The organism is Methylomonas sp. EFPC3 (assembly GCF_029643245.1).
GTDB lineage: Bacteria > Pseudomonadota > Gammaproteobacteria > Methylococcales > Methylomonadaceae > Methylomonas > Methylomonas koyamae_B.
The window spans coordinates 2,104,178-2,128,731 of record NZ_CP116398.1 but is presented as its reverse complement, the minus strand read 5'-3'; the positions used below and the strand labels follow the sequence as shown (position 1 = coordinate 2,128,731).

Sequence of the window (24,554 nt, the reverse complement as noted above, 5' to 3'; positions counted from 1 at the left end):
CGTTTAGATGGGCTTTAATCCTAGCCGATTAGCTTAGTTTTTGCTCTTATCGACGATTTGGTTGGCTTTGATCCAAGGCATCATCGCCCGCAGTTTGGCGCCGACGGTTTCGATCGGGTGTTCGGCGTTCAGGCGGCGGCGTGCGGTCATTTCCGGGTAGCCGGTGGCACCTTCCTGGATGAATTGCTTGGCATAGCGGCCTTCCTGGATGTTTTTCAGGGCTTCCTTCATCGCTTTGCGGCTTTCGTCGTTGATCACGCGCGGACCGGTGACGTATTCGCCGTACTCGGCGTTGTTGGAGATCGAGTAGTTCATGTTGGCGATGCCGCCTTCGTACATCAAATCCACGATCAATTTCAGTTCGTGCAAGCACTCGAAGTAGGCCATTTCGGGTGGGTAGCCAGCTTCGGTCAGGGTTTCGAAGCCGGCTTTGACCAGTTCCACCGCGCCGCCGCACAGTACTGCTTGTTCGCCGAACAGGTCGGTTTCGCATTCGTCGCGGAAGGTGGTTTCGATGATGCCGGAACGGCCGCCGCCGATCGCGGATGCATAAGACAAGCACAATTCTTTGGCTTGGCCGGAAGCGTTTTGATGCACGGCGATCAAGTCAGGGATGCCGCCGCCTTTGACGAATTCGGAACGCACGGTGTGGCCAGGCGCTTTCGGGGCGATCATGATCACGTCCAGGTCGGCACGCGGTACGACTTGGTTGTACAGGATGGAGAAACCGTGGGCGAAAGCCAGGGCCGCGCCTTGTTTGATGTTCGGCTCGATTTCTTCTTTGTACAGTTTGGATTGGAATTCGTCCGGGGTCAGGATCATGACCACGTCGGCGCCGGCGATGGCTTCCGGTACATCTTTCACGATCAGGCCGCTGTTGGTGGCTTTGGCGACGGACGCGGAGTTGGAGCGCAAGCCGACCACGACGTCAACGCCGGAGTCTTTCAGGTTGTTGGCATGGGCGTGGCCTTGCGAGCCGTAGCCGATGATGGCAACTTTTTTGCTGCGGATGATCGAGAGATCGGCGTCTTTGTCGTAATAAACTTGCATAGTGTTTCTCGTTACTCTTGGTGTGAATTAAAAATTGTGTTTGGCGGCCGCTGTGCGGAGCGCAGTGGGTTCGCGCTCCGCTAGCATTTAAAGATGTAAGCCTTTCTCGCCGCGGGAAATGCCGGTCGGTCCGGAACGCGCCACTTCGATGATGCTGCCTTCCTCGAAGCCGTGAATGAAGGCGTCCAATTTGTTGGATTGGCCGGTCATTTCGACGACGTAGCTGTTCGGCGTCACGTCGATGATCTTGCCGCGGAAAATGTCGACCATGCGTTTCACTTCCTCGCGGGTGTCGTGCGTGGTTTTGATCTTGACCAGCATCAATTCGCGCTCGATATGGGCCGACTCGGCCAGATCGATCAATTTGACCACATCAATCAGTTTGTTCAATTGCTTGGTGATCTGCTCGATGATCTCGTCGCTGCCGCTGGTGACCAGGGTCATCCGCGACAGACTGGGATCTTCGGTCGGGGCGACGGTCAGCGATTCGATGTTGTAGCCGCGCGCCGAGAACAGGCCGGCCACCCGCGACAGGGCGCCGGATTCGTTTTCAATCAAAATGGAGATGATATGGCGCATCAGGACAACTCCCTCTCGACCGGGGTGCCGGGCGCGACGCGCAATTTCATGTCGTGGTGAGCTTTGCCGGCTTCAATCATCGGGTATACGTTTTCGGTTCTATCGGTAATGAAATCGAGGAACACGGTTCTGTCCTTCATTTCGAATGCTTGTTTCAAGGCGTCGCGCACTTCTTCCGGTTTTTCGACGCGTATGCCGACATGGCCGTAGGCTTCGGATAGTTTGACGAAATCCGGGATCGTGTCCATGTACGAGTGCGAGTAACGGCTTTGGTAAGAAAATTCCTGCCACTGGCGAACCATGCCCATGTAACGGTTGTTCAGGTTGATGATCTTGACTGGTGTTTTGTATTGCAACGCGGTCGACAGTTCCTGAATACACATCTGGATGCTGGCCTCGCCGGTGATGCAGGCTACGTCGGAATCCGGAAACGCCAGTTTGACGCCGATTGCCGCTGGTAAGCCGAAGCCCATTGTGCCCAGGCCGCCGGAGTTGATCCAGCGCCGCGGTTTGTCGAACTTGTAATACTGCGCTGCGTACATTTGATGCTGGCCGACGTCCGAAGTCACGAACGCTTCGCCGTTGGTGACTTCATACAATTGTTCAACGACGTATTGCGGTTTGATGATCCGGCTTTCGCGGTCGTATTCCAGACAATTGACGTCGCGCCAGCTTTGGATCAATTGCCACCAAGATTCCAGCGCCGCTTTTGACGGCTTGGTTTTGCTGTCCTTGACCAGTTCGATCATTTGTTGCAACACCGGTTTGACTTCGCCGACGATCGGTACGTCCACTTTCACGGTTTTTGAGATCGAGGCTGGATCGACGTCGATGTGAATGATCTTGGCATAGGGGCAAAACTCGGCCAGTTTGCCGGTGACACGGTCGTCGAAGCGGGCGCCGACCGCCAAAATCACGTCGGCTTCGTGCATGCCCATATTGGCTTCGTAAGTACCGTGCATGCCGAGCATGCCGACGAACTGCTTGTCGGTGGCCGGATAGGCGCCCAAGCCCATCAGCGTGTTGGTGATCGGGTAACCCAGCATCCGGGTCAACTCGGTCAGTTCTTCATGGGCTTCGCCCAAGATCACGCCGCCGCCGGAATAAATCATCGGCCGTTGCGCACCCAACAGCATTTCCACGGCGCGTTTGATCTGACCCTTGTGGCCGGTTACCACCGGGTTGTAAGAGCGCATACTGACTTTTTTCGGATATTTGTAAGGTATCTTGATATTGGGATCAGTGATGTCCTTGGGTACGTCGACCAATACCGGGCCCGGGCGGCCGGTGGTCGCCACGTAAAACGCTTTCTTGATCGTTTCGGCCAGGTCGTTGACGTCCTTGACCAGGAAGTTGTGTTTGACGCAGGGGCGGGTGATACCGACCGTATCGACTTCCTGAAACGCGTCGCTGCCGATAACCGGTGACGGCACCTGGCCGGAAATGATCACCATCGGGATCGAATCCATGTAGGCTGTCGCGATGCCGGTCACGGCGTTGGTCGCGCCCGGGCCGGAGGTGACCAGCACCACGCCCGGTTTGCCGGTCGCGCGCGCGTAAGCGTCGGCCGAATGGGTGGCGCCTTGCTCATGGCGCACCAGGATGTGTTTTACGTCGTCTTGATGGAAAATGGCATCGTAGATGTGCAAGACAGAGCCACCCGGATAGCCAAATACAAATTCGACACCTTCATCTTTAAGACATTGGACAAGAATTTGTCCGCCACTGAGTTCCAATTTTATGCCCTCGAAAAGCTAACCAAAGCGTGAAATGCGGATTTTACAAAAAAGGTTGGATAAGCTACTGTCTTTGGCCGGTTTCGTCAAGGAAAACCAAGGGTTTTGCTTGGTTTCGCGGTAAGCAGCGACAGGTTTTGAAAAGGAGGGATGTTTTGCGGGCGCAATTTGTTGATGTTTGGCATGCCGAGTTGAGGGGGCTGGATTCGAAGGCCTTAACCGTTTGGGATGCCTTATTGTCGGATCAGGAGCGACAGCGGAGCCAAGAGTATAAACGCCCGGAGCGGCGCCAGGGCTTTGTTGCGGTGCGGGGCTTGTTGCGTTGCACATTGGCCGGGTATTTGGATGTCGAGCCGCGGGAATTGGTGTTCGAGTCGGGCGAGTACGGCAAGCCGGCGTTAGTGGGGGCAAGGCTGCATTTTAATATTTCCCATTCTGGAGATCATTTGCTGATTGCGGTGTCCGATCTCGGCGAGTTGGGGGTTGATGTTGAGAGCCTGCGAGTCGGGCGAAATCTGCATGCGCTCGCCGGGCGTTGTTTCTCGGTGCGGGAATATCGGGAGTGGGCGGCGTTGCCGGCCGAGCAGCAATTGCCGACTTTTTACCGTCTCTGGGTCAAGAAAGAGGCGTTTGTTAAGGCGGTCGGGCGTGGGATTGCGGCAGGTTTGGACTTGTGCGAGTTTGCGCTGGAAGCGGGCGGACAGCTTGTTGCGATTCCTGGCGAATTCGGGGGTATCGACGCTTGGTCGGTGGTCGAGTTACCGGTTGCCAATGCTGCTGCGGCGTTGGTCGCGCCGAACAAGTCCGGTGTGTTCTGCTTTCGCGAGTTGGGGCTGGGTGTTTGACGAGGCCTATGCGGCAGTCGAAAAAAAAGCCGCTGGTGTGCGGCTTTTTGTGATCGATCGTTTCTTAACGTTTCGAGTATTGCGGACGCTTTCTGGCGCCGTGCAAACCGATTTTTTTACGCTCGACTTCGCGGGCATCGCGAGTCACGTAACCGGCTTTTCTCAATGGAGAGCGCAGGGATTCGTCGTATTCCATCAGTGCGCGGGTCAGGCCGTGGCGAATAGCGCCCGCTTGGCCGGAAGGGCCTCCGCCGGAGACGATGATGTTGATGTCGAAGTCGCCGGATTTTGCCAGAAGTTCCAGAGGTTGTCTGGCGATCATTTCATCGGTTTTGCGGCCGAAGTATTGGTCTACAGGGCGGTTGTTGATGATGAACTTGCCTGTGCCGACCGTTGCGTAAACGCGGGCTACCGAGCTTTTGCGGCGACCTGTTCCGTAGTATTGAGCTGCCATAAACTATCTACCTGCTTAGAATTCTAAAACTTTAGGTTGTTGAGACTGATGATTGTGCTCCGGACCGGCATACACTTTCAATTTTTTGAACATCGCCCGGCCCAGTGGGTTTTTAGGCAGCATGCCTTGCACTGCGGTAGTGATGATGCGGTCGGGGAAGGTTTGTCTCAATTTGCCCAAAGAGGCAGACTTCATGTTGCCGACATAACCGGTGTGGCGGTAATACATTTTGTCTTTTTCTTTGTTGCCGGTAACGCCGATTTTTTCGGCATTGACGACGATGATGTAGTCGCCGGTGTCGACGTGCGGGGTGTATTCTGGTTTATGTTTGCCGCGAAGACGTCGTGCAATTTCAGTAGCAAGGCGACCCAATGTCTTTCCTTCTGCATCAATCACGTACCAATCGCGCTTAACTTCTGCGGGCTTTGCACTAAATGTTTTCATCGTTGCTTTCTTAAAATCGGTTGAAGCTGTAAAAGCATGGCATTCTACTTAAACCGGCCGCTAACTTCAAGTTGCAATTACAGCTTGATTTTCAGCGAATGCAGTTTCCGGTACAAATGGGTACGTTCCATGCCGATCGCCGCAGCTAACTTGGCGACGCTGCCGCCGTTTTTTTCGAAATGGTACTCCAGATAGGATTTTTCGAAATGGTCGCGGGCCTCTTTTAGCGGCAGGTTGAAAAATTCCGGCACGTTCAAACCCAGTTTGGGCTGCTCGGCAATCGAACCTAGCGCTGCTTTGACTTCGTCCAACTCGATGTCATCGCCGGCACCCAGAATCATCAGCCGCTGCACCAGATTGCGCAATTCTCGGACATTGCCGGGCCAACTGTAGTTGCGCAGATAATTTTGCGCCGCCATCGAAAAGCGGCGGAACGGCAGTTTTTCGTGCACAACGAAATGATCGACGTAAAAATTCAGCAGACTCGGTACATCCTCGCTGTGCTCGCGCAGCGGCGGAATTTCTAACGTCACCACGTTCAGTAGGTAGTACAAGTCCTGGCGGAAGCGGCCGCTGTTGACTTCTTCCTCCAGCGCCATTCGGGTCGAGGCGACCACGCGCACGTCGACCCGCACGGCCTGGCTGCCGCCGACCCGCAGGAACGAACTCGATTCCAACGCACTAAGCAATCGAGTTTGGGTTTCCGGGTCCATTCCGCCGATTTCGCCCAGGAACAGCGTGCCGCGGTCGGCCTGCTCCAGCAGGCCGCGGTAAATCCGGCCGTTGTCTTCGCGGCCGAAAAATTCGACCGCCGCGTTTTCCGGGGAGATGCTGCCGACCGAGACGTCGACAAAGGCGCCGTCGCGACGGGAGCTGTTGTTGTGCAGGTAGCGGGCGTACATCTCCTTGCCGACCCCGGCTTCGCCGACTAGCAGCACGCGGGCGTCGTGTTGCGCCAGACGTTTCAGTTTGTCTTTGGTGCGCTCGACCACGGCGCTTTTGCCGACCGGCTCCACGCCTATCATCAATTGCTGCTTCAGGCCGGCGTTTTCCCGCTGCAAGGAACTGGTCTCCAGGGCGCGCTCGACGATCAACAGCAATTTTGCCATCGACAGCGGTTTTTCCAGAAAATCGTAAGCGCCGAGGCGGGTGGCTTCGACTGCCGACTCGACCGAGCCGTGGCCGGACATCATGATTACCGGACAGAGTGAGCTGTCTTCGCCGACCCATTCCCGCAACAGCGTGATGCCGTCGCTATCGGGCATCCAGATGTCGAGTAGAATCAGATTCGGCTGGCGCTGGTTTTTCAGTTTCTTCGCTTCCGTGGCATTTTCGGCCATCGCGACTTGATAGCCCTCGTCTTCCAAAATCTCCGACACCAGTTCGCGAATATCCTGTTCGTCGTCGACCACCAATATGTAGGGCGCTTGTTTATTCATGCATCGTTCCAAATTCAAAAACCGGTAGCTGGAGCAGAAAGCCAGCGCCGCCATTATATGCCGTATCCACCCAAATCACGCCGCCGTGTTCTTCCACGATTTTTTTGACGATGGCCAGGCCCAAACCAGTACCCTTGGATTTGCTGGTGACGTAGGGTTCGAAAATGGTTTCGATCTGATCCGCATTCAGGCCGCTGCCGTTGTCGTACAAACCGACTTCGACATAATCGGTGTTATTGCGCGTGACTTTGCCGATTTTAATGGCGATATGGCATTTTTCCCCAGTGGCTTCTTGCGCGTTCTTGATCAGGTTATGCAGCACCTGGCGAATGCTGACAGGATCGACTTCGACAATGACGTGCTGGCTGGCGGCGGCCATCGCGAAGCTAATTCCGGACGGCAGGTACAGCGTAGTGATCTGCTGGATCAAATCCACCAGGTTGATTTTTTCGACCTGCTTTTTCGACGGGCGGGCGTATTCGGAGAAGTCGTCGACCATGCGTTTCATCGCTTCCACTTGCTGGACGATGGTGCGGGTGCCGCGTTGCAGAAACTCGGCTGAGCCATCCTGCAGTTCTTTGGACAACTTGTGCTGCAAACGTTCTGCGGACAGTTGGATCGGCGTCAATGGGTTCTTGATTTCGTGGGCCAGACGCCGGGCGACTTCGCCCCAGGCCGCGTTTTTCTGGGCTTGAATCAAATCGGTGACGTCGTCGAACACCACCACGGCGCCGGTGTGGGCGCCGTGTTGCGAAAACAGCGGCGTACCGCGGCACAGTAGCTCTTGGCGGCCGTTCGGGCCGAGAAAGACGATGCGCTGCTCCCAGATGTCATCGGCTTTTTCCAGCAGGCTTTGGATTGCTGTCAACACGTCGGCCAGTTCGGGATGCAGCTCGGCCAAGGCGGGTAGATTCTGGCCGACGAAATGGCTGACCGGGATGTGCAAAATCCGGTAGGCGGCCTGATTCGCAGTGCGGATGAAGTATGTCGCGTCGAAACTGATTACGCCGGCGGTCAGGTTGGCGAGGATGGTTTCCAGGTAGGCGCGCTGATTTTCCACCTCCAGGCCGGCGGCGCGGGTTTCGTCGCGGGAACGGGCGATGCGCCGGGTCATCTGGTTGAACGATTCGACCAGAAAGCCCAGGTCGTCCTGGCTCATTACCGGCAATTGCTGCTGATAATCGCCGTCGGCGACGGCCTGGGTGCCTTTTACCAATTCCCTGACCGGAGCGACGATATTGCGGATGCTGATAAAGGCCACCCAGATCGCCGCCAGCATACTCAACAGCAGCACCAGCAGCAGGATCAGCGAAAAACTGGTTTTCAGCGAATCGCGCAGGAAATTCATTTCCTGGTAGCGAATGAAGGCGAATTCGATCGAATCGGCCAAATCGGTGACCCGCACCGGAATTGGATACAAAACCTGGAGAAACCGGCTTTGGTCGGCTTCGATCGCGACGATGATGCGCACCAACATTTCGTCGTTGTCGCCGGGATCGAAGGCAAAATATTCCTTGTTCTGTTTCAATTGCAGCCAGATTTGCTCGTCGGGCAAATGCGGCAGAATGTCGCTGGGGTTGATGCTGCTGGAGGCCAGAATTCGGCCCTGGTTGTTGAATACCGCCAGTTCCAGCGCCCCCGATTCGCGCCACAACGAACCGACTTCCAATGCAATCAGCGTTTCCGATTTGTGCTGCAAATGCTCGGCCATTTGCTTGGTTTGCTTGATGTGCCAATTCATGCGCTGATTCATCGCCGACTGGCTCAGTTCCAGCGCGTCGTCCATGGCCCGGTCGATTTCGACGTTAAACCAACTGTCGATACCTTGGTGCAGGAATTGCACCGAGAAGTAGAACACGATTGCGGCTGGGGCCAGCGCCAACAATACGAACAGCGAGACCATGCGCGTGGTGAGTTTGGAGCCGGCTTCCTTTTTCTTCAGCTCGCGGACCAGCGAGTAGGCGTTGACGACAACCAGCCCGAGCAGGATGATCGAGCCCAGGGTATTGATCACCAACAGCCAGGAATACAACTCGCCGAGTTCCGAAGACTCCTGGGTGGCGCTGCTCATCAGTTGCAGCGAAAGCAGCACGAAACCGAACAAAATAACGATTGACGCGCTGGCCGGCAGCTTCATTTTTGAATAGGCCATAAGCTCCAATGGCTGGAAAGAAACCAACGGTGGTCCAGATACGCCACCGGGCGTAGCGGAATCGGCAGCGCCTCGCGATTAAATTCGCTGCGCACCGCCAGTTGGTAGTAGTGGCCGGTCTCTAGGGCTGTGGCCGGGATCGGTTGCTGGTCGCGCACGCTGGCCATGAAATGCAGCGCGGCGCTCAGGGTCAAAAACATCTCGCTATGGTTTTGCGGGGTTTGCACCGCATATTGGTTCAATAGCGCGTGAAACTGCAGTCGGTAGCGCTGCTTGCTGCGATAGGCGACGCTATCCCACAGCCAGCCCGGTTCGCGCAATTCCATGACCACGTCCCAGGTCAACGGCACGCCTTTGTCCAGCGCCTCTTTGGCGACCGGGCTCAGCCGATACTCGATCTGGCTGGCGATGATCGCCGTATCGCCTTCGCTTTGCAGTTCGGCGTACTCTATCCGAGCGGCGTAATTACCGGCCCAAGCCGGCGTCGAGCCCAGGGCCAGGCATAGCGCAAACAGGCCGGGGCTAAACCGCTTTGCGCAGCTTGGCATAATAAAAGCCGTCCATTTGCCGTTCTCCGGTCAAGATTTGCCGGCCGTGCGGGCGGGCCAGGCCCCAATGCGCGTATATCGTCAGTTCTTCGGCGTCGGTGTGAGTCGCCAGAAACGCGGCGATTTGCTGCTCGTTTTCGACTTTCAGCACCGAGCAGGTAGCGTAAAGCAGAACGCCGCCGGGAGTGAGTAGTTGCCATGCGGCCTGCAGAATTCGGGCTTGCGTGACCTGCAATGCCGCAATGTCATCCGGTCGGCGCAGCAATTTGATGTCCGGGTGGCGGCGGATTACGCCGAAACCGGAGCAGGGAGCGTCCAGCAAAATTCGCTGAAAACGGCGTGGTCCGGCCCAATCGGCGGGGTTTCCGGCGTCGGCCACCAAGGTTTCGGCCTGCAAATGCAGTCGGGCCAGATTTTCCTCGACCCGTTGCAGGCGCTGGGCGTCGACGTCGATCGCCATTAGTCCTGCCAATGCCGGTTGCCGTTCCAGAATCGCTGCGGTCTTGCCGCCGGGTGCCGCGCACATGTCCAGTACCCAGTCGCCGGCTTGGGCGTCGAGGAGTTCGGCTGCCAGTTGCGCGGCGCCGTCCTGTACCGAGACCCGGCCGTCGCTGAAGCCGGGCAATTGCTCGACCGCCACGGCCTGATCCAGACGAATCGCCGTATCGCAGCAATCGACCGGCTGCCCGGCAATGCCTTGCGCCGCCAATTGGTCCAGGTAGGTTTCGCGACTGGTCTGCCGTTGATTGACCCGCAAAAACATCGGTGCGGCTTGGTCGTTGGCGTGCAGAATTTTTTCGTGGCGTTCGGGCCAGTCGCGGCACAGCGCGTCGATAATCCATTGCGGATGGTTGAGTCGGGCTTGTTGATCCCGGTCTGTGGCTTGCAACAAGTTGTCCGCGTCGCGTAAATACTGCCGGAGTACGCCGTTGACCAAGCCTCTGGCCCAAGGTTTGTGGCTGGTGGCAGCGACGGTTTCCGAGACGGCGGCGTGCGGTTTGACCCGCATGTGTTGCAATTGGTACAGGCCGACCAGGAGCAGGGTTTTGATGTCGGCGTCCTTGGCTTTTAGCGGTTTGCCGAGCAGTTTGCCTAACGCGAAATCCAGTGCGTAATAATGGCGCACCACGCCGTAGCATAAGGCTTGGACGAAGGCCCTGTCTTTGCTGTCTTTCAGCTTGGGCAAGCCGTGCTCCAGGGCGGGGGTCAGCGACTGGCCGTCGCCGATGACCTTGGCCAGAATTTGCGCCGCGCAGCCGCGAAGATTCATAAGCCGAGTAAGACGCCGGCGGCAGGATGCGCGTTCAGAAAATCCTTGCCGTTGATGCGCTTGCCGCCCGGCAGTTGCACTTCCAGTAACCGAAGCATGCCGTCGCCGGTAGCGACGTCCAGGGCTTGCGCCGAACTGTCTATCGTGCCGGGCGCTAAGGTCGCCGCCTTCGCCAAGACTTCGCTGCGCCAAACGCGCAAGATCTGGCCGGCGAAGGTGGTTTGCGCTACCGGCCAGGCGTTGAGGCCGCGAATTTTTCGGTCCAGTTCGACCGCCGATTGTCGCCAATCGATTAACGCTTCCTGTTTTTCCAGCTTATGGGCATAGGTGACCAGGCTCTCGTCCTGAGCTTCGGCTTGCAAAGCACCGCGCTCAATCATATCCACCACTTGCAGCAAACCTTGGGCGCCGAGTTCGGCTAGGCGGTCGTGCAATTCGCTGGAGGTGGCGTCGGCACTGATCGGGCATTCCAGCTTGAGCAGCATATCGCCGGCATCGAGTTTTTTGACGACTTTCATGATCGTGACGCCGGTTTTGGCATCGCCGGCCATCACGGCACGATGGATCGGTGCCGCGCCGCGCCAGCGCGGTAATAACGAGCCGTGGACGTTGATGCAGCCGAACTTGGGAATATCGAGCACCGCTTGCGGCAAAATCAGGCCGTAGGCGACCACAACCAGCAACTCGGGCTTTAAATCGGCCAGGGCTTGGATGGCTTCGGCGGTTTTGAAGTTTTCCGGCTGGGCGACCGGGATGCCGGCCGTCAACGCCAAATCTTTGATCGGACTGGCCGTCAATTTACGGCCGCGGCCTGCCGGCCGGTCCGGTTGGGTATAGGCGGCGATAACTTCGTGCGGCGAATCTATCAGGGTTTGCAACGTTGGCACCGCGAATTCCGGGGTGCCGGCAAAAACGATTTTCATGGTTGTCCTTATACGCCCTGTGAGCGGTGGATCTTATCCAGTTTGGATTTTATTCGGTTACGCTTGAATGCCGACAGATAATCGACGAACAGCTTACCTTCCAGATGGTCCATTTCGTGTTGGATGCAAACCGCCAACAAGTCGCGGGCTTCGAGTTCGAAACTGTCGCCGTTACGATCGAGCGCTTTGACTTTGATCTGTTCGGCGCGGCTGACTTTTTCGAAGAAGCCGGGTACGGATAAGCAGCCTTCTTCGGATTCTTCAACGCCGTCGCGTTCGACGATTTGCGGGTTGATCAGGCAGATTGGATTGTCTTTGTTTTCGGAGACATCCATCACGATCACGCGTTTATGGACGTTGACCTGGGTTGCGGCCAGGCCGACGCCCTTGGCCGAATACATGGTTTCGATCATGTCGTCGACCAGTTTTCTGATGCCGTCGTCGACTCGCTCCACCTCGCTGGCGACCGTGCGCAAGCGTTTGTCGGGGAACTCCAAAATCGTAAGAATACTCACGCCTTACTCCGTATTGCTGAAATCAATGTCGGCGATTCTATCCGAAATCAGCCTGGGTTTGCATGCTGCGACAGGCCAGCGAGCCGCGGCGTACTGCTGGCAATCTGCGTCAATTCATCTAAACTGTGCGGCAAATTCTATTGGCGGCCGGCGGCGATAGCGCCGGCCGGCTCATACTACGCCCGGTTTCGGCTGTTAGAGATCGGATCGAACACGTTACTGGCTTCGGCAGGATAGATATATGTTGCTTCGCACCGCTCTGGGTATTGCATTTTCGTTGTTGGCCGCGGCAACTGCACGCGCCGACGAATTGCAGATCAACCCCAATCATCCCGACCAATACACGGTGGTAAAAGGCGACACGCTGTGGGATATCTCCGGCAAGTTTTTGCAACATCCTTGGCAATGGCCCGAGCTCTGGCATAACAATCCGCAAGTTAAAGACCCTCACTGGATTTATCCGGGTGATACTTTGTACTTTTCTTATGTTGATGGTAAACCCAGGTTAAGTTTCACTCCGGGCGATGCAACTGAAGAAAAACTGTTGCCACGGGTTCGCGAATCTTCGGTCGAACAAGCCATACGGATGGTGCCGAGTGATGCGATTATCCAGTTTCTGAATTCGCCGAAAGTGGTGACGGCCGATGAATTGCAGCGCGCGCCCTACGTGATCGGTTTCGTCGGCGAGCATCTGATCGCCGGCGCTGGCGACGGGGTTTACGTGCGGGCGATCGAGGAGCCACAGGGCTTGGGTTATACGATCTACCGGCAGGGCAAGCCTTACATCAGCCCGGTTACCAAAGAGATTTTGGGTTACGAGGCTCAGTTCATTGCCGATACCACGTTGCAACAGCCCGGCGATCCGGCGACGCTGGTCATCAATAAATCGGATATGGAGGTTCAGCGCGGCGACCGCTTGATGCTGACGTCCGAAGGCGAATTGGCGTTGAACTACTTCCCGCGGCCGCCGGAAAAACAAATCGTCGGCAGTATTATCCGGGTGATGGGCGGCGTATCCCAGATCGGCCAGCACGACGTGGTGGTGATCGATAAAGGAACGGCCGACGATATCGAAGTCGGCCATGTGTTCGACGTTTACCGGCGCGGTAACTTCTTGGTGGACCGCTACCAGTCTCCGGAAGGGGTTGCGGTGAAAATGCCGGACGAGCTGGCCGGTGAACTGATGGTGTTCCGGACCTTCGAGCGGGTCAGCTATGCCTTGGTGATGAAAGCGTCGGCCGCGATGCACACCTTGGACCGGGTGCAGACGCCTTGACCTTTACGGTATGGCGCGACCTGATCCTAAGTGCTCCGGGGCGAGCGGCTCGATCGGTTGACTGAATTGGACCTGGCGCGCGATTCCGAGCTGAAATACTGGTTGGCCTTGTTGCGCATGCCGGGCATCGGCGGCGGAACGATTCAGCGCTTGCTGGAGCATTTTCAACCTGAAGCTATTTTTACCGCCTCCCGCGCCAGCCTTGGCGCTCTCGGAATCAGCGACAAGTTAATCTCCGTGTTGCAAGCGCCCGACTGGCAGGCCGTCGAAACGGATCTGGCTTGGCTGGCACAAACCGGTAACCATGCGTTTACGCTGCGGGATCCGGACTATCCTCCCCAATTGAAAGAAATCGACCGGCCGCCGCCGGTGCTGTTCGTGAAAGGCGATCCGGCCGTATTGGCCGAGCCGCAATTGGCGATCGTCGGCAGTCGCAATCCGTCCCCGGTCGGGGTCAGTACCGCTCTGCAATTTGCCGAAACGCTGGCGGCCGCCGGGTTGGTCATTACCAGCGGTTTGGCGTTGGGCATCGATGCCGCCAGCCACCAAGGGGCTTTGAACGCCAACGGCTGTACCGTTGCCGTGGCCGGCACCGGGCTGGACCGGGTATATCCGGCCCGGCACAAGGACTTGGCCACGCAAATCGTCGAGCACGGCGCTTTGGTGTCCGAATTTCCGCCCGGCACCGGCGCCAAGGCCAGTCATTTCCCGCTCAGGAATCGCATCATCAGCGGCCTATGCCTGGGCTTGCTGGTGGTGGAGGCGGCGCAGCAGAGCGGATCGCTGATCACGGCGCGGCTGGCGTTGGAGCAGAATCGGGAGGTGTTTGCGATTCCGGGTTCGATCCATAACCCGCTGGCACGCGGCTGCAATGCCCTGATTCGGCAAGGTGCGAAACTGGTGGAGACCGCCGAGGATATTTTTGAAGAATTAGGCCAATATAATCAACAAAGTATGCGAACCGAGCCGGAATCGGCGCAGACTGTGCTTGACCTGGAACAACAAAATCTATTGAATTTGATTCCGTATAGCCCCACAACGGTAGATGCTTTGGTGCACGCAGGTACTTGGACGGTCGAAGAGGTCTCCTCGATGTTGCTGGTGTTGGAGCTGCAGGGCTATGTCGCCGGTATCGCCGGCGGTAGCTACCTTCGAATCAAATAAAGGTTCTAATGAAAGAAGATATTTTTGATGTGCTGATATATCTGTTTGAAAACTATCTGGATGGCGACAGCGATAACTACCCCGATACTTCAATCATTGCCAGCGAATTGTTGGATGCCGGTTTTCAGCAGCCGGACGTCAATAAAGCCTTCGATTGGCTGGAGTCGCTCGCGGAAATGGACAGCATATCGCCGGCGGTTTCGTCGTCTTTCCGGATTTTTAGCCAACAGGAAAACGCTGTTTTCGATTTGGAATGCCGCGATTTTCTAATGTACTTGGAACACGCCGGTATTTTGACTCCGGGCAACCGCGAGATCGCCATCGACCGGGCGATGGCCTTGAAAGACGAAAATATCACCCTAGACAAATTGAAGTGGATTGTGTTGATGGTGCTATTGAGCCAACCCGGTGACAGTGCCGCTTTTTCCAGAATGGAAGACATCGTCTACGATTTGATACCTAGTTCTTTACACTGAGGCTTTTACGACTGTATGAGCAAAAGTTTAGTCATTGTAGAGTCGCCTGCGAAATGCAAAACCATCGAAAAATACCTGGGTAAAGATTTTCAGGTTCTCGCCTCCTACGGCCATGTTCGCGATTTGATACCCAAAGAAGGCGCAGTCGATCCGGAGAACGGCTTTGCGATGAAGTATCAGGTTATCGACCGCAACCAGCGCCATCTGCAGGAAATCGGTAAGGCCATTAAAGATGTGGATACGCTTTATTTGGCGACCGACCCGGATCGGGAAGGCGAGGCGATTTCCTGGCACGTTTTCGAGCATTTGAAGGAGAAAAAGCTCCTAAAGGACAAAGAGGTGCGGCGGGTGGTGTTTCACGAAATCACCAAGAAGGCCGTCACTGAAGCTATTGCCCATCCGACCGAGTTATCCAACAGTCTGGTCAATGCCCAACAGGCGCGGCGGGCCTTGGATTATCTAGTGGGCTTCAATTTGTCGCCGTTGCTGTGGAAGAAAATCCGCCGCGGTTTGTCCGCCGGCCGGGTGCAAAGTCCGGCGTTGCGGATGATCGTCGAGCGCGAGATGGAGATCGAAGCGTTTAAGACCCGCGAGTACTGGTCGCATACTGCCGAAGCCAATGCCCAGGGTCAGCCTTTCAAAGCCAAACTGACGCATTTCAACGGCGAAAAACTCAACCAATTCAGCTTTACTGAAGAAGCGCAGGCCCATCAGGTCAAACAGACTTTGTTGGCCGAAGCCGACGGCCAGCTGATTGTTGCCAAGCTGGAGAAGAAACAGCGCAACAGGAATCCGGCGCCGCCGTTTATCACGTCGACCTTGCAACAGGAAGCGGCGCGGAAACTGGGGTTTACCACCAAGCGCACGATGATGGTTGCTCAGCAGTTGTACGAGGGCATTGATCTCGGTGGCGAAACTGTCGGTTTAATCTCTTATATGCGTACCGACTCGGTGAATCTGGCAGAAGAAGCTGTTGCCGATATTCGCGCTCTGATTGCCGAGAAATACGGTGCCGAGAACGTGCCGAAACAGCCGCGCGAATTTAAAACCAAGTCAAAAAACGCACAAGAAGCTCACGAGGCTATTCGGCCGACCTCGGTGCAACGTTTGCCTGAGCAGGTCAAAGGCCGGCTGACGGCTGAGCAGTACAAACTTTACGATTTAATCTGGAAGCGTACCGTAGCCTGTCAGATGATCCATGCCACTCTGAACCTTGTGGCCGTGGATTTGAACTGCGGTAGCGAAAAAAATGTGTTTCGCGCCACCGGTTCCACCGTGACCAATCCCGGCTTCATGATGGTTTATCTGGAAGGCGTCGACGACAGCAAAGAAGCGGCGGACGACCAGGAAAGTATTCTGCCGCCGATGGAGGAAGGACGGCCGGTCAAGCTGCAGGAGATCGTCGCCACCCAGCATTTTACCGAGCCGCCGCCGCGTTATAGCGAGGCCAGTTTGGTCAAGGCTTTGGAAGAACACGGCATCGGCCGGCCTTCGACCTATGCGACCATCATTTCGACACTGCAAAATCGCGAATATGTGACGATAGAAAACAAGCGTTTCTATCCGACCGATGTCGGTCGCATCGTCAACAAATTCCTGACGGAGCATTTCACCAAGTACGTTGACTACGGTTTTACCGCTAATCTGGAGGACGAACTGGACGCGGTATCCCGCGGCGAAAAGGATTGGATTCCGTTGATGAACGATTTCTGGCGGCCGTTTACCCAGTTGATCAACGAGAAAGAAGAAAGCGTACAGCGCAAGGATGTCACGCAAGAAAGTATCGACGAAAAATGCCCGGAATGCGGCAGCGCCTTGTCGATCCGGTTGGGCCGGAACGGCCGTTTCATCGGTTGTACCAATTATCCGACTTGTTCTTACACCCGCAATCTCGGCGAAGACAATGCGGTGGCGGCTAACGAGCCGGAAGTGGTCGAAGGTCGCGTCTGCCCGAAGTGCGAGTCGGCGTTGGTGATCAAGACCGGGCGTTACGGCAAGTTTGTCGGTTGCAGCGCTTATCCGAAATGCAAGCACATCGAACCGCTGGAAAAGCCTCAGGATACCGGGGTCGAATGCCCGCAGTGCAAAAACGGCGCGATTTTGAAGCGCAAGGCACGCAGCGGTAAGATTTTCTACTCCTGTTCGGAATACCCAAAATGCGATTATGCGTTATGGGATGCGCCGATCAAGGAAGAATGTCCGGATTGTCATTGGCCGATTCTGACCTTGAAAACCACGAAGCGCCGGGGCACCGAAAAAGTCTGCCCGCAGAAGGAATGCAAATACGCAACGCCGTATGAAGGCGATGCCGAGGATGTCAATGGGCCTTAATCCCTGTCGGCAGTGGCTAGGTCGTCGGGCAAGACCAATTTCTGGCCGATGCCGATTGCGTGCCGGTCGATAAAGCCGGCCGGCAATTCCAGCATGTACTGCGCCGGAATCTGCGAGTCGTAGATCCGGCAAGGGTCGATTCTGCAGGGAGGCAGGTTTTTCAGGACGGCGGCGATCCTGGCGTCTGCGGAGACGAATAGCACGTCGAGCGCGATCATCGTATTTTTCATCCACATGCTGCGCGGGCGTTGGTCCGCATAAACGAATAGCATGCCTTGGTCCGGGCCGAGCTCGCGGCGGAACATCAAACCCAATTCCCGTTGCTCGGCGCTATTGGCGATAGCCACGTAGACCGGATGTTGTTGATTCTCAAAAACCAGTTTGTGGGCGAATGGGATTTGTCCGTCCGCCTGTGCCGGCTTTGCGCCCGCCGTAAGGGCTAATGCCAAAGCGGAGATTGCGCCGCGCAGTCGAATATTCATGCTGGAAGTGGCGTATTGCCTCATAGAAAAAAGGTAACCGAAGTTGTTTTTGCCGGGTCGGCTGATTATAATGCCGCGTTCTTTTGTTTTGCGAGCGTGGCGAAATTGGTAGACGCGCTGGATTTAGGTTCCAGTGGTAACCCCGTGAGAGTTCGAGTCTCTCCGCTCGCACCATACCCGCTTAATGCGTCACTTTACGACCGTAAAGCTCCCCGGATTTGAACATCGTCGACGATTCTCCCGAATCATAAATTCCTATTTTTTAGTTATCGAGGTAAAGCAATGCAAGTTTCTGTCGAGAAGACATCAGAATTAAGCCGGAAAATGACTGTCAGCATTCCAGACGCCGTAGTTCAGGAAAAAATGGAAACTCGCTTCAAAACACTGGCGCGCACCGTCAAAGTCGATGGATTCCGCCCGGGTAAAGTGCCTGCGAGTATGGTGAAAAAACTTTATGGCGATCGGGTCAGAAACGAAGTCACCGGCGACTTGATTCAGTCGACTTACTTTGAAGCTTTGCAACAGCAGGATTTGAATCCGGCTGGTCATCCTCATATCCATCCCAGCGAGAAAACCGAGGGATTCGAATACGTCGCCGAGTTTGAAGTGTATCCGGAAATCGCGTTGGACGGCATCGACAACTTGCAAATCGAACGGCCTAATGCGAGCGTCGAAGAAAGCGATGTCGATAACATGGTCGAAAAGTTGCGGCAACAGAAGAAAACCTGGAACGGCGTCGAACGCGCATCGCAAGAAGGCGACAGAGTTTCGATCCATTTTTCCGGTGTTTGCGAAGGCGAAAACTTCACCGACGGCAAGGTCGAAAACTATCAGGTCGAGATCGGCGGCAAGCAAATGATCCCCGGTTTCGAAGACGAGCTGAAAGGCCTGAGCGTCGGCGAAAGCAAAACATTTGCTGTGACTTTTCCGGAAAAATACAACAGTGAAAAGCTGGCCGGCAAACCGGCTGAGTTCGAAGTCGAATTGGTTAAAGTCGAGGAGCCGGTGTTGCCCGAAGTCGATGCCGACTTCATAAAAGCCTACGGCGTCGAAGACGGCGATGCGGTAACCTTCCGCGCCGATGTGCGCGCCAACATGGAGCGGGAGTTGGCGCAAGGCTTGAAAAACAAATTGAAAACCGCCGTGATGGATGCGTTGTTCGAGCACATTTCGGTGTCGATCCCCAATGCATTGATTGACCAGGAAATTCAAGCCCTGATGAAGCCTTACGCGGAACGGGCCAAGAACATGCGTTTGAAATTGGAAGACCTGAATCTGCCGCGGGATATGTTCGAAGAGCAAGCCAAGCGCCGCGTGGCCTTGGGCTTGATTTTGGGCGAAGTGATTCATAAAAACGAATTGAAGGTTGATGCCGACAAAGTTCGTTCGGTTATCGAAGACATGGCGAAGAGTTATGAGCGCCCTGAAGACGTCGTGAACTGGTATTATGCAGACAAGTCTCGGCTGAACGACGTGCAACAAATGGTTCTGGAGGATCAGGCTGTGGCATGGATCGTAAGTCAGGCTAAAGTCGCCGACGTGACCGTCGGTTTTGATCAGGTAATGGAACGATAGTGACAATGAGGGCTTAACGTGTTTAACCAAAATGTGATTAGCGAAATGATGGCGCCGCAAGCGGCGGGCGGTCTAGTGCCGATAGTGGTTGAACAAACAGCCCGTGGGGAAAGATCGTTTGATATATACTCCCGTTTACTGAAGGAGCGGGTCATTTTTCTGGTGGGCAAGGTTGAGGATTACATGGCCAATCTGGTTGTGGCCCAACTATTGTTCCTGGAATCGGAAAACCCGGATAAGGATATTCACCTGTACATCAATTCGCCGGGCGGTTCGGTAACTGCGGGTATGGCGATCTACGACACGATGCAGTTTATCAAGCCGGACGTCAGCACCATGTGCATCGGCCAGGCGGCCAGTATGGGAGCGTTGTTGTTGGCGGGCGGTGCGGCCGGTAAACGTTATTGCTTGCCGCATTCCCGGGTCATGATTCATCAGCCTTTGGGTGGTTTCCAGGGACAGGCCTCGGATATCGACATCCATGCAAGAGAAATCCTGCAGATTCGGGATCGGTTGAACAAGGTGTTGGCGCACCACACCGGCCAGTCCTTGCAGAAGATCGAACAGGATACCGATAGGGATAATTTTCTGAGTGCGGAACAGGCCGTGGATTACGGTTTGATCGATAAGGTGTTGACCAGTCGTAGCGGTTAACAGCAACGCACCCCGGTTGCCGCGATGTGCGGGGGAGTTTACTATTGGTTTTTGAAGTATTTCATCTCTGTGATGAAGCGAAGTGAAACGGTGGAGTCTGTCTATGAGTAGAGACAAGAAAGGTAAAGACGACGAAAAGCTTCTTTACTGTTCTTTTTGCGGTAAAAGCCAAAATGAAGTGCGGAAACTGATTGCCGGGCCATCCGTTTATGTTTGCGACGAGTGTGTCGAGCTTTGTAACGACATCATCAGGGATGAATTGCTCGAAGACGAAATGGCGGTATCCGGCGGTGCGTTACCTAAGCCCAAAGAAATCAAAGCTGAATTGGATAATTACGTAATCGGCCAGGAAAACGCCAAGAAAATTTTGGCAGTGGCCGTTTACAATCATTACAAACGCCTGCGTAGCAACAGCAAGAAAAGCGATGTCGAGTTGGCGAAAAGTAATATTCTGTTGATAGGTCCGACCGGTTCCGGTAAGACCCTGCTCGCGGAAACGCTGGCCAGATTGTTGGATGTACCGTTTACGATCGCAGACGCAACGACTTTGACCGAAGCCGGATATGTCGGCGAAGACGTCGAAAACATCATCCTGAAGATTCTGCAAAAGTGCGACTACGACGTAGAGAAGGCCGAAACCGGCATCGTCTACATCGATGAGATCGACAAAATTTCCCGTAAAGCCGATAACCCGTCGATTACGCGGGATGTGTCCGGCGAAGGGGTGCAACAGGCCCTGCTGAAGCTGATCGAAGGCACGGTAGCTTCGGTGCCGCCGCAAGGTGGACGCAAGCATCCGCAGCAGGATTTTCTGCAAGTCAACACGGCGAACATTCTGTTTATCGTCGGTGGCGCTTTTGCCGGCCTAGATAAAGTCATCAAAAACCGTACCGAAAAAGGCGGTATCGGTTTTGCCGCCGAAGTCAAAACCAAGGACGACAGTCGAAATGTCGGTGAGATTTTCGCCGACGTGCGTTCAGAGGATTTGATTAAATACGGTTTGATTCCGGAGTTCGTCGGCCGTTTGCCGGTGATTGCGACTTTGGACGAATTGGACGAAGCGGCGTTGATTCAAATTCTGACGCAGCCGAAAAATGCGTTAATCAAGCAGTACAAGCATCTGTTCGAAATGGAAGGTGCCGAACTGGAATTCAGAGACGATTCATTGGCGGCGATTGCCCGCAAGTCGATGGAACGAAAGACTGGTGCCCGCGGCCTGCGTACTATCGTCGAAAATGTTTTGCTGGATACGATGTACGAATTGCCGTCCAACGACAAAATTTCGAAAGTCGTGATCGACGAAAGCGTGATATCGGGTAATTCCGAACCGATTTTGGTTTACGAAACCGAGCCGAAAATGGTCGTCTCCGACGCTTCTTAGTCTGAAACATCCGGCTTTGCTTGAGCCGAAACAAAATCCGGGAGTTTGGCTGATACCAAACTCCTTTTTTTTGCGCTGAATTTAAGATACTTGTTTTCTCCAGGATCGTCCTCATATAGGATTGGGTGTGTATTGACGTGCTCCGGGAGCAATTGAAATGACCGATTTGAAAAACCAAGACGAACTGATTCCAGTCCTGCCTTTACGGGACGTGGTGGTTTACCCGCACATGGTAATCCCGTTGTTTGTCGGCCGAGGCATGTCTATCGACGCACTCGATGCCGCTATCAAGCAAGATAAGCAGGTGCTGCTGGTAGCCCAGAAACAAGCCGATGTCGACGAACCGGGATTCGACGATCTGTATAAGGTCGGAACGTTGGCCAATATCCTGCAATTACTGAAATTGCCGGACGGCACCGTGAAAGTGCTGGTGGAGGGTAGCCAACGCTGTTCGGTGATCCAATACTGCGAAGTCGACAGCTATTGCGCTGCCAGCGTCATCGAGTTAGCGGACGAAATGAATATTTCCGAGCAGGAGGCGGAAGTGCTGCAACGCACCGCGATCAACTCCTTCGATCAGTACGTGAAGCTGAATAACAAAATTCCGCCCGAAGTCTTGAATTCTTTGTCCGGCATTGACGATCCCAGTCGTCTGGCCGATACGATGGCGGCGCATATGGCGCTGAAGGTCGAGGAAAAACAAGAGATGCTGGAAATGGTCGACGTGGCCAAGCGTCTGGAAAACCTGATGACGCTGATGGAAGGCGAAGTCGATATTCTGGAAATGGAGAAGAAGATTCGCGGCCGCGTCAAAAAACAGATGGAAAAGAACCAGCGCGAATACTATCTGAATGAGCAAATGAAGGCGATTCAGAAAGAGTTGGGCGAAATGGATGAGGCCGGCAACGAAATCGAAGAGCTGGAAAAGAAAATCGCCGCTGCGGGTATGAGTGCGGAAGCGAAAACCAAGGCAACCGCCGAGCTGAACAAATTGAAGATGATGTCGCCGATGTCCGCGGAAGCCACAGTGGTTCGGAATTATATCGACTGGATGGTTAACGTGCCTTGGAAGAAAAAAACCAAGGTTCGCCACGATTTGAAAGTGGCCGAAGAGGTATTGGAAGCCGAACATTTCGGTCTGGAAAAAGTCAAGGAACGCATTCTCGAATACCTCGCGGTTCAACAACGGGTCAAAGCGTTGAAAGGGCCGATTTTGTGCTTGGTCGGACCTCCGGGGGTTGGTAAAACCTCGTTGGGACAATCGATTGCCCGTGCTACCAATCGTAAATACGTGCGCATGGCCCTGGGCGGCGTCCGAGACGAGGCGGAGATTCGCGGTCATCGCCGGACCTACATTGGTTCGATGCCGGGTAAGATTCTGCAGAATCTGGCGAAGATCAAAACCCGCAATCCGATGTTCCTGCTTGATGAAATCGACAAAATGGCGGCGGATTTTCGCGGCGACCCGGCATCGGCGTTGTTGGAGGTGCTGGACCCCGAGCAGAACCACACGTTTTCCGATCACTACCTGGAGGTCGATTTCGATTTGTCCGACGTGATGTTCGTTGCTACCGCCAACACAATGAATATTCCGCCAGCCTTGCTGGACAGAATGGAAATCATTCGCTTGGCCGGGTACACCGAAGACGAGAAAATCAATATCGCGACCCGGTTCTTGATTCCGAAGCAGATCAAGAGTAACGGCTTGATCGAGTCGGAAATCCATATCTCGGAAGGCGCGGTCAAAGATATTGTGCGTTACTACACTCGGGAAGCCGGGGTGCGCGGCCTGGAGCGGGAAATATCGAAGATTTGCCGTAAAGTAGTTAAGGATTTGTTACTCAAAGCGAAAAAGTCGCGGACCTCCATTACCGAAAAGAACTTGGACAAGTACCTTGGTGTGCGCCGGTTCAGCTACGGCATGGCCGAGGATAGCGACCAAATCGGCCAAGTAACCGGTCTGGCTTGGACCGAAGTCGGCGGCGAACTGCTGACGATAGAGACCGCAGTCATGCCCGGTAAGGGTAAGCAATTGGCTACCGGCAAGCTTGGCGATGTGATGAAGGAGTCTATCGAAGCCGCCGTAACGGTTGCGCGCAGTCGGGCCGGCATATTAGGTATCGACAGCGAAGTGTTCCAGAAGAGCGATATTCACATCCACGTTCCGGAAGGAGCGACGCCGAAAGACGGGCCGAGCGCCGGTATTGGTATGTGCACCGCGATTATCTCGGCGCTGACCAAGATTCCGGTGCGGGCCGATGTGGCGATGACCGGCGAGATTACCCTGCGCGGGGAGGTCTTGCCCATCGGTGGTTTGAAGGAAAAACTGCTTGCCGCACACCGAGGCGGCATCGCTACCGTGGTCATTCCTGCCGAAAACGAAAAAGACTTGGCTGAGATTCCGGAAAACATTAAACGCAATCTGGCGATCAAGTGCGTACGTTGGATCGACGAAGTTTTGGAATTGGCCTTACAACGTATGCCAACCCCTCTTTCTCCGGCTGAATTGGCCGATGCGACTAGCGCAAAGGTCGAGGTAAAACAGTCCGGGGTAGTGGCACATTAAGCATGGGTTAAAATCCTTGGAAACCGCAAAAATCGTGGTTTCCAAGGCTCCTAACGCTTGACACCGATCGCAGCCCGTTGATATAAATGTCGGCCTCTCGCAGAGGAGAGGCCGTATTCGGGTTGGTGGAATAACCGGTGGGCGGGCAAAACACGTGTTTGTTTGCCGAGCATAATTAATACAACGACATCCTAAGGGGAAATAAATGAATAAATCGGAACTTATTGACGCTATTGCCAGTGCGTCACAGTTGACAAAAGCCGATGCTGGTCGGGCTCTGGATGGTTTTATCAAAGCCGTTGAAGACGCATTGAAACAAGGCGATTCCGTTGCCCTGGTTGGTTTCGGTACTTTCGATGTTAAAGAAAGAGCGGAACGTAAAGGCCGCAACCCGCAAACCGGCGAAGAGATCACCATTAAAGCCGCAAAAATTCCTTCATTTAAAGCTGGCAAATCTTTAAAAGATGCTGTAAACTAGTTGCTCTTTAGTCGGGTGCTTAGCTCAGCTGGGAGAGCATCGCCCTTACAAGGCGAGGGTCGGGGGTTCGAACCCCTCAGCACCCACCAGACTTTGGAGCGGTAGTTCAGTTGGTTAGAATACCGGCCTGTCACGCCGGGGGTCGCGGGTTCGAGCCCCGTCCGCTCCGCCAAAACAGAAACCTCGGGCCGTACGGTCCGAGGTTTTTTTTTGCGT

At 54.9% G+C, this 24,554-nt stretch carries 22 protein-coding genes and 3 tRNA genes; 13 read left to right on the top strand and 12 right to left on the bottom strand.

Annotated features, from left to right (window positions below):
* Positions 1-33: 33 nt before the first annotated feature.
* The 3 genes from ilvC to PL263_RS09400 form a co-directional block, all read right to left on the bottom strand.
* On the bottom strand, positions 34-1,050 hold the full coding sequence (gene ilvC / locus PL263_RS09410; protein ID WP_140913126.1) for a ketol-acid reductoisomerase: 1,017 nt from the start codon (positions 1,048-1,050) through the stop codon (positions 34-36).
* Positions 1,051-1,137: 87 nt separating this feature from the next.
* Complete coding sequence (gene ilvN / locus PL263_RS09405) at positions 1,138-1,629, bottom strand: acetolactate synthase small subunit (protein ID WP_278212760.1); 492 nt, start codon at positions 1,627-1,629, stop codon at positions 1,138-1,140.
* Complete coding sequence (locus tag PL263_RS09400) at positions 1,629-3,365, bottom strand: acetolactate synthase 3 large subunit (RefSeq protein WP_278212759.1); 1,737 nt, start codon at positions 3,363-3,365, stop codon at positions 1,629-1,631. Before PL263_RS09400 ends, ilvN begins: the two co-directional genes overlap by 1 nt.
* Positions 3,366-3,520: 155 nt before the next feature.
* Between PL263_RS09400 and PL263_RS09395 the strand changes: the two genes are divergently transcribed.
* A complete protein-coding gene (locus PL263_RS09395) occupies positions 3,521-4,210 on the top strand; it encodes a 4'-phosphopantetheinyl transferase superfamily protein (protein WP_278212758.1) in 690 nt (229 codons plus the stop codon).
* A 64-nt stretch (positions 4,211-4,274) separates the two neighbouring features.
* Here PL263_RS09395 and rpsI read toward each other — a convergent pair whose 3' ends face one another.
* From rpsI to def, 8 genes are all read right to left on the bottom strand, one after another.
* Positions 4,275-4,664: a 30S ribosomal protein S9 gene (rpsI, locus tag PL263_RS09390; RefSeq protein ID WP_256609801.1), complete on the bottom strand. Its 390-nt coding sequence runs from the start codon at positions 4,662-4,664 to the stop codon at positions 4,275-4,277.
* A gap of 15 nt (positions 4,665-4,679) precedes the next feature.
* Positions 4,680-5,108 (bottom strand): 50S ribosomal protein L13, encoded by a 429-nt coding sequence (gene rplM / locus PL263_RS09385; RefSeq protein ID WP_054759837.1) that lies wholly within the window; start codon positions 5,106-5,108, stop codon positions 4,680-4,682.
* A gap of 77 nt (positions 5,109-5,185) precedes the next feature.
* Positions 5,186-6,547: a sigma-54 dependent transcriptional regulator gene (locus PL263_RS09380; protein ID WP_278212757.1), complete on the bottom strand. Its 1,362-nt coding sequence runs from the start codon at positions 6,545-6,547 to the stop codon at positions 5,186-5,188.
* Positions 6,540-8,699, bottom strand: a complete 2,160-nt coding sequence (locus PL263_RS09375; RefSeq protein WP_278212756.1) for an ATP-binding protein — start codon at positions 8,697-8,699, stop codon at positions 6,540-6,542. Before PL263_RS09375 ends, PL263_RS09380 begins: the two co-directional genes overlap by 8 nt.
* A complete protein-coding gene (locus PL263_RS09370; protein ID WP_278212755.1) occupies positions 8,681-9,247 on the bottom strand; it encodes a DUF4390 domain-containing protein in 567 nt (188 codons plus the stop codon). The genes PL263_RS09375 and PL263_RS09370 overlap by 19 nt, the downstream gene beginning before the upstream one ends.
* Positions 9,222-10,517 carry a 16S rRNA (cytosine(967)-C(5))-methyltransferase RsmB gene (gene rsmB / locus PL263_RS09365; RefSeq protein WP_278212754.1) on the bottom strand — a complete coding sequence of 432 codons (1,296 nt, stop codon included), beginning with the start codon at positions 10,515-10,517 and terminating at the stop codon, positions 9,222-9,224. Before rsmB ends, PL263_RS09370 begins: the two co-directional genes overlap by 26 nt.
* Positions 10,514-11,440 carry a methionyl-tRNA formyltransferase gene (fmt, locus tag PL263_RS09360; RefSeq protein ID WP_278212753.1) on the bottom strand — a complete coding sequence of 309 codons (927 nt, stop codon included), beginning with the start codon at positions 11,438-11,440 and terminating at the stop codon, positions 10,514-10,516. Before fmt ends, rsmB begins: the two co-directional genes overlap by 4 nt.
* Before the next feature lie 8 nt (positions 11,441-11,448).
* Positions 11,449-11,955 carry a peptide deformylase gene (gene def / locus PL263_RS09355; RefSeq protein ID WP_278212752.1) on the bottom strand — a complete coding sequence of 169 codons (507 nt, stop codon included), beginning with the start codon at positions 11,953-11,955 and terminating at the stop codon, positions 11,449-11,451.
* A gap of 241 nt (positions 11,956-12,196) precedes the next feature.
* Between def and PL263_RS09350 the strand changes: the two genes are divergently transcribed.
* The 4 genes from PL263_RS09350 (at position 12,197) to topA (ending at position 17,202) form a co-directional block, all read left to right on the top strand.
* The gene (locus tag PL263_RS09350; protein ID WP_278212751.1) at positions 12,197-13,231 is read left to right on the top strand and encodes a LysM peptidoglycan-binding domain-containing protein; all 1,035 of its coding nucleotides are present in this window, start codon (positions 12,197-12,199) and stop codon (positions 13,229-13,231) included.
* Between the two features lie 117 nt (positions 13,232-13,348).
* A complete protein-coding gene (dprA, locus tag PL263_RS09345; protein WP_278212865.1) occupies positions 13,349-14,395 on the top strand; it encodes a DNA-processing protein DprA in 1,047 nt (348 codons plus the stop codon).
* An 8-nt stretch (positions 14,396-14,403) separates the two neighbouring features.
* Positions 14,404-14,871 (top strand): DUF494 domain-containing protein, encoded by a 468-nt coding sequence (locus PL263_RS09340; RefSeq protein ID WP_278212750.1) that lies wholly within the window; start codon positions 14,404-14,406, stop codon positions 14,869-14,871.
* A 15-nt stretch (positions 14,872-14,886) separates the two neighbouring features.
* Positions 14,887-17,202, top strand: a complete 2,316-nt coding sequence (gene topA, locus PL263_RS09335) for a type I DNA topoisomerase (protein ID WP_278212749.1) — start codon at positions 14,887-14,889, stop codon at positions 17,200-17,202.
* Here topA and PL263_RS09330 read toward each other — a convergent pair.
* A complete protein-coding gene (locus tag PL263_RS09330) occupies positions 17,199-17,708 on the bottom strand; it encodes a DUF192 domain-containing protein (protein ID WP_278212748.1) in 510 nt (169 codons plus the stop codon). The two genes, topA and PL263_RS09330, sit on opposite strands and share 4 nt — an antisense overlap.
* A 66-nt stretch (positions 17,709-17,774) precedes the next feature.
* Between PL263_RS09330 and PL263_RS09325 the strand changes: the two genes are divergently transcribed.
* The 8 genes from PL263_RS09325 (at position 17,775) to PL263_RS09290 (ending at position 24,510) form a co-directional block, all read left to right on the top strand.
* A tRNA-Leu gene (locus PL263_RS09325) sits at positions 17,775-17,858 on the top strand.
* Positions 17,859-18,008: 150 nt separating this feature from the next.
* Positions 18,009-19,259 carry a trigger factor gene (gene tig, locus PL263_RS09320; protein WP_278212747.1) on the top strand — a complete coding sequence of 417 codons (1,251 nt, stop codon included), beginning with the start codon at positions 18,009-18,011 and terminating at the stop codon, positions 19,257-19,259.
* Positions 19,260-19,307: 48 nt separating this feature from the next.
* Positions 19,308-19,913 (top strand): ATP-dependent Clp endopeptidase proteolytic subunit ClpP, encoded by a 606-nt coding sequence (gene clpP / locus PL263_RS09315; RefSeq protein WP_140913164.1) that lies wholly within the window; start codon positions 19,308-19,310, stop codon positions 19,911-19,913.
* A 103-nt stretch (positions 19,914-20,016) separates the two neighbouring features.
* Entirely contained in the window at positions 20,017-21,294 is a 1,278-nt protein-coding gene (clpX, locus tag PL263_RS09310) for an ATP-dependent Clp protease ATP-binding subunit ClpX (protein ID WP_278212746.1), read from the top strand.
* 166 nt (positions 21,295-21,460) lie between these two features.
* Positions 21,461-23,860 carry an endopeptidase La gene (gene lon, locus PL263_RS09305; protein WP_313901415.1) on the top strand — a complete coding sequence of 800 codons (2,400 nt, stop codon included), beginning with the start codon at positions 21,461-21,463 and terminating at the stop codon, positions 23,858-23,860.
* A 205-nt stretch (positions 23,861-24,065) separates the two neighbouring features.
* Positions 24,066-24,338 carry an HU family DNA-binding protein gene (locus PL263_RS09300; protein ID WP_020482925.1) on the top strand — a complete coding sequence of 91 codons (273 nt, stop codon included), beginning with the start codon at positions 24,066-24,068 and terminating at the stop codon, positions 24,336-24,338.
* Between the two features lie 13 nt (positions 24,339-24,351).
* Positions 24,352-24,427 (top strand) — tRNA-Val (locus tag PL263_RS09295).
* A 6-nt stretch (positions 24,428-24,433) separates the two neighbouring features.
* Positions 24,434-24,510: transfer RNA gene (locus PL263_RS09290), tRNA-Asp, on the top strand.
* Positions 24,511-24,554 lie beyond the last annotated feature (44 nt).

Coding starts and splice junctions, on each gene's coding strand:
- ilvC (WP_140913126.1), bottom strand. CDS start 1,050: ATGCAAGTTTATTACGACAAAGACGCCGATCTCTCGATCATCCGCAGC.
- ilvN (WP_278212760.1), bottom strand. CDS start 1,629: ATGCGCCATATCATCTCCATTTTGATTGAAAACGAATCCGGCGCCCTG.
- rpsI (WP_256609801.1), bottom strand. CDS start 4,664: ATGGCAGCTCAATACTACGGAACAGGTCGCCGCAAAAGCTCGGTAGCC.
- rplM (WP_054759837.1), bottom strand. CDS start 5,108: ATGAAAACATTTAGTGCAAAGCCCGCAGAAGTTAAGCGCGATTGGTAC.
- PL263_RS09380 (WP_278212757.1), bottom strand. CDS start 6,547: ATGAATAAACAAGCGCCCTACATATTGGTGGTCGACGACGAACAGGAT.
- PL263_RS09375 (WP_278212756.1), bottom strand. CDS start 8,699: ATGGCCTATTCAAAAATGAAGCTGCCGGCCAGCGCGTCAATCGTTATT.
- PL263_RS09370 (WP_278212755.1), bottom strand. CDS start 9,247: ATGCCAAGCTGCGCAAAGCGGTTTAGCCCCGGCCTGTTTGCGCTATGC.
- rsmB (WP_278212754.1), bottom strand. CDS start 10,517: ATGAATCTTCGCGGCTGCGCGGCGCAAATTCTGGCCAAGGTCATCGGC.
- fmt (WP_278212753.1), bottom strand. CDS start 11,440: ATGAAAATCGTTTTTGCCGGCACCCCGGAATTCGCGGTGCCAACGTTG.
- PL263_RS09350 (WP_278212751.1), top strand. CDS start 12,197: ATGTTGCTTCGCACCGCTCTGGGTATTGCATTTTCGTTGTTGGCCGCG.
- dprA (WP_278212865.1), top strand. CDS start 13,349: ATGCCGGGCATCGGCGGCGGAACGATTCAGCGCTTGCTGGAGCATTTT.
- PL263_RS09340 (WP_278212750.1), top strand. CDS start 14,404: ATGAAAGAAGATATTTTTGATGTGCTGATATATCTGTTTGAAAACTAT.
- topA (WP_278212749.1), top strand. CDS start 14,887: ATGAGCAAAAGTTTAGTCATTGTAGAGTCGCCTGCGAAATGCAAAACC.
- PL263_RS09330 (WP_278212748.1), bottom strand. CDS start 17,708: ATGAGGCAATACGCCACTTCCAGCATGAATATTCGACTGCGCGGCGCA.
- tig (WP_278212747.1), top strand. CDS start 18,009: ATGACTGTCAGCATTCCAGACGCCGTAGTTCAGGAAAAAATGGAAACT.
- clpP (WP_140913164.1), top strand. CDS start 19,308: ATGGCGCCGCAAGCGGCGGGCGGTCTAGTGCCGATAGTGGTTGAACAA.
- clpX (WP_278212746.1), top strand. CDS start 20,017: ATGAGTAGAGACAAGAAAGGTAAAGACGACGAAAAGCTTCTTTACTGT.
- PL263_RS09300 (WP_020482925.1), top strand. CDS start 24,066: ATGAATAAATCGGAACTTATTGACGCTATTGCCAGTGCGTCACAGTTG.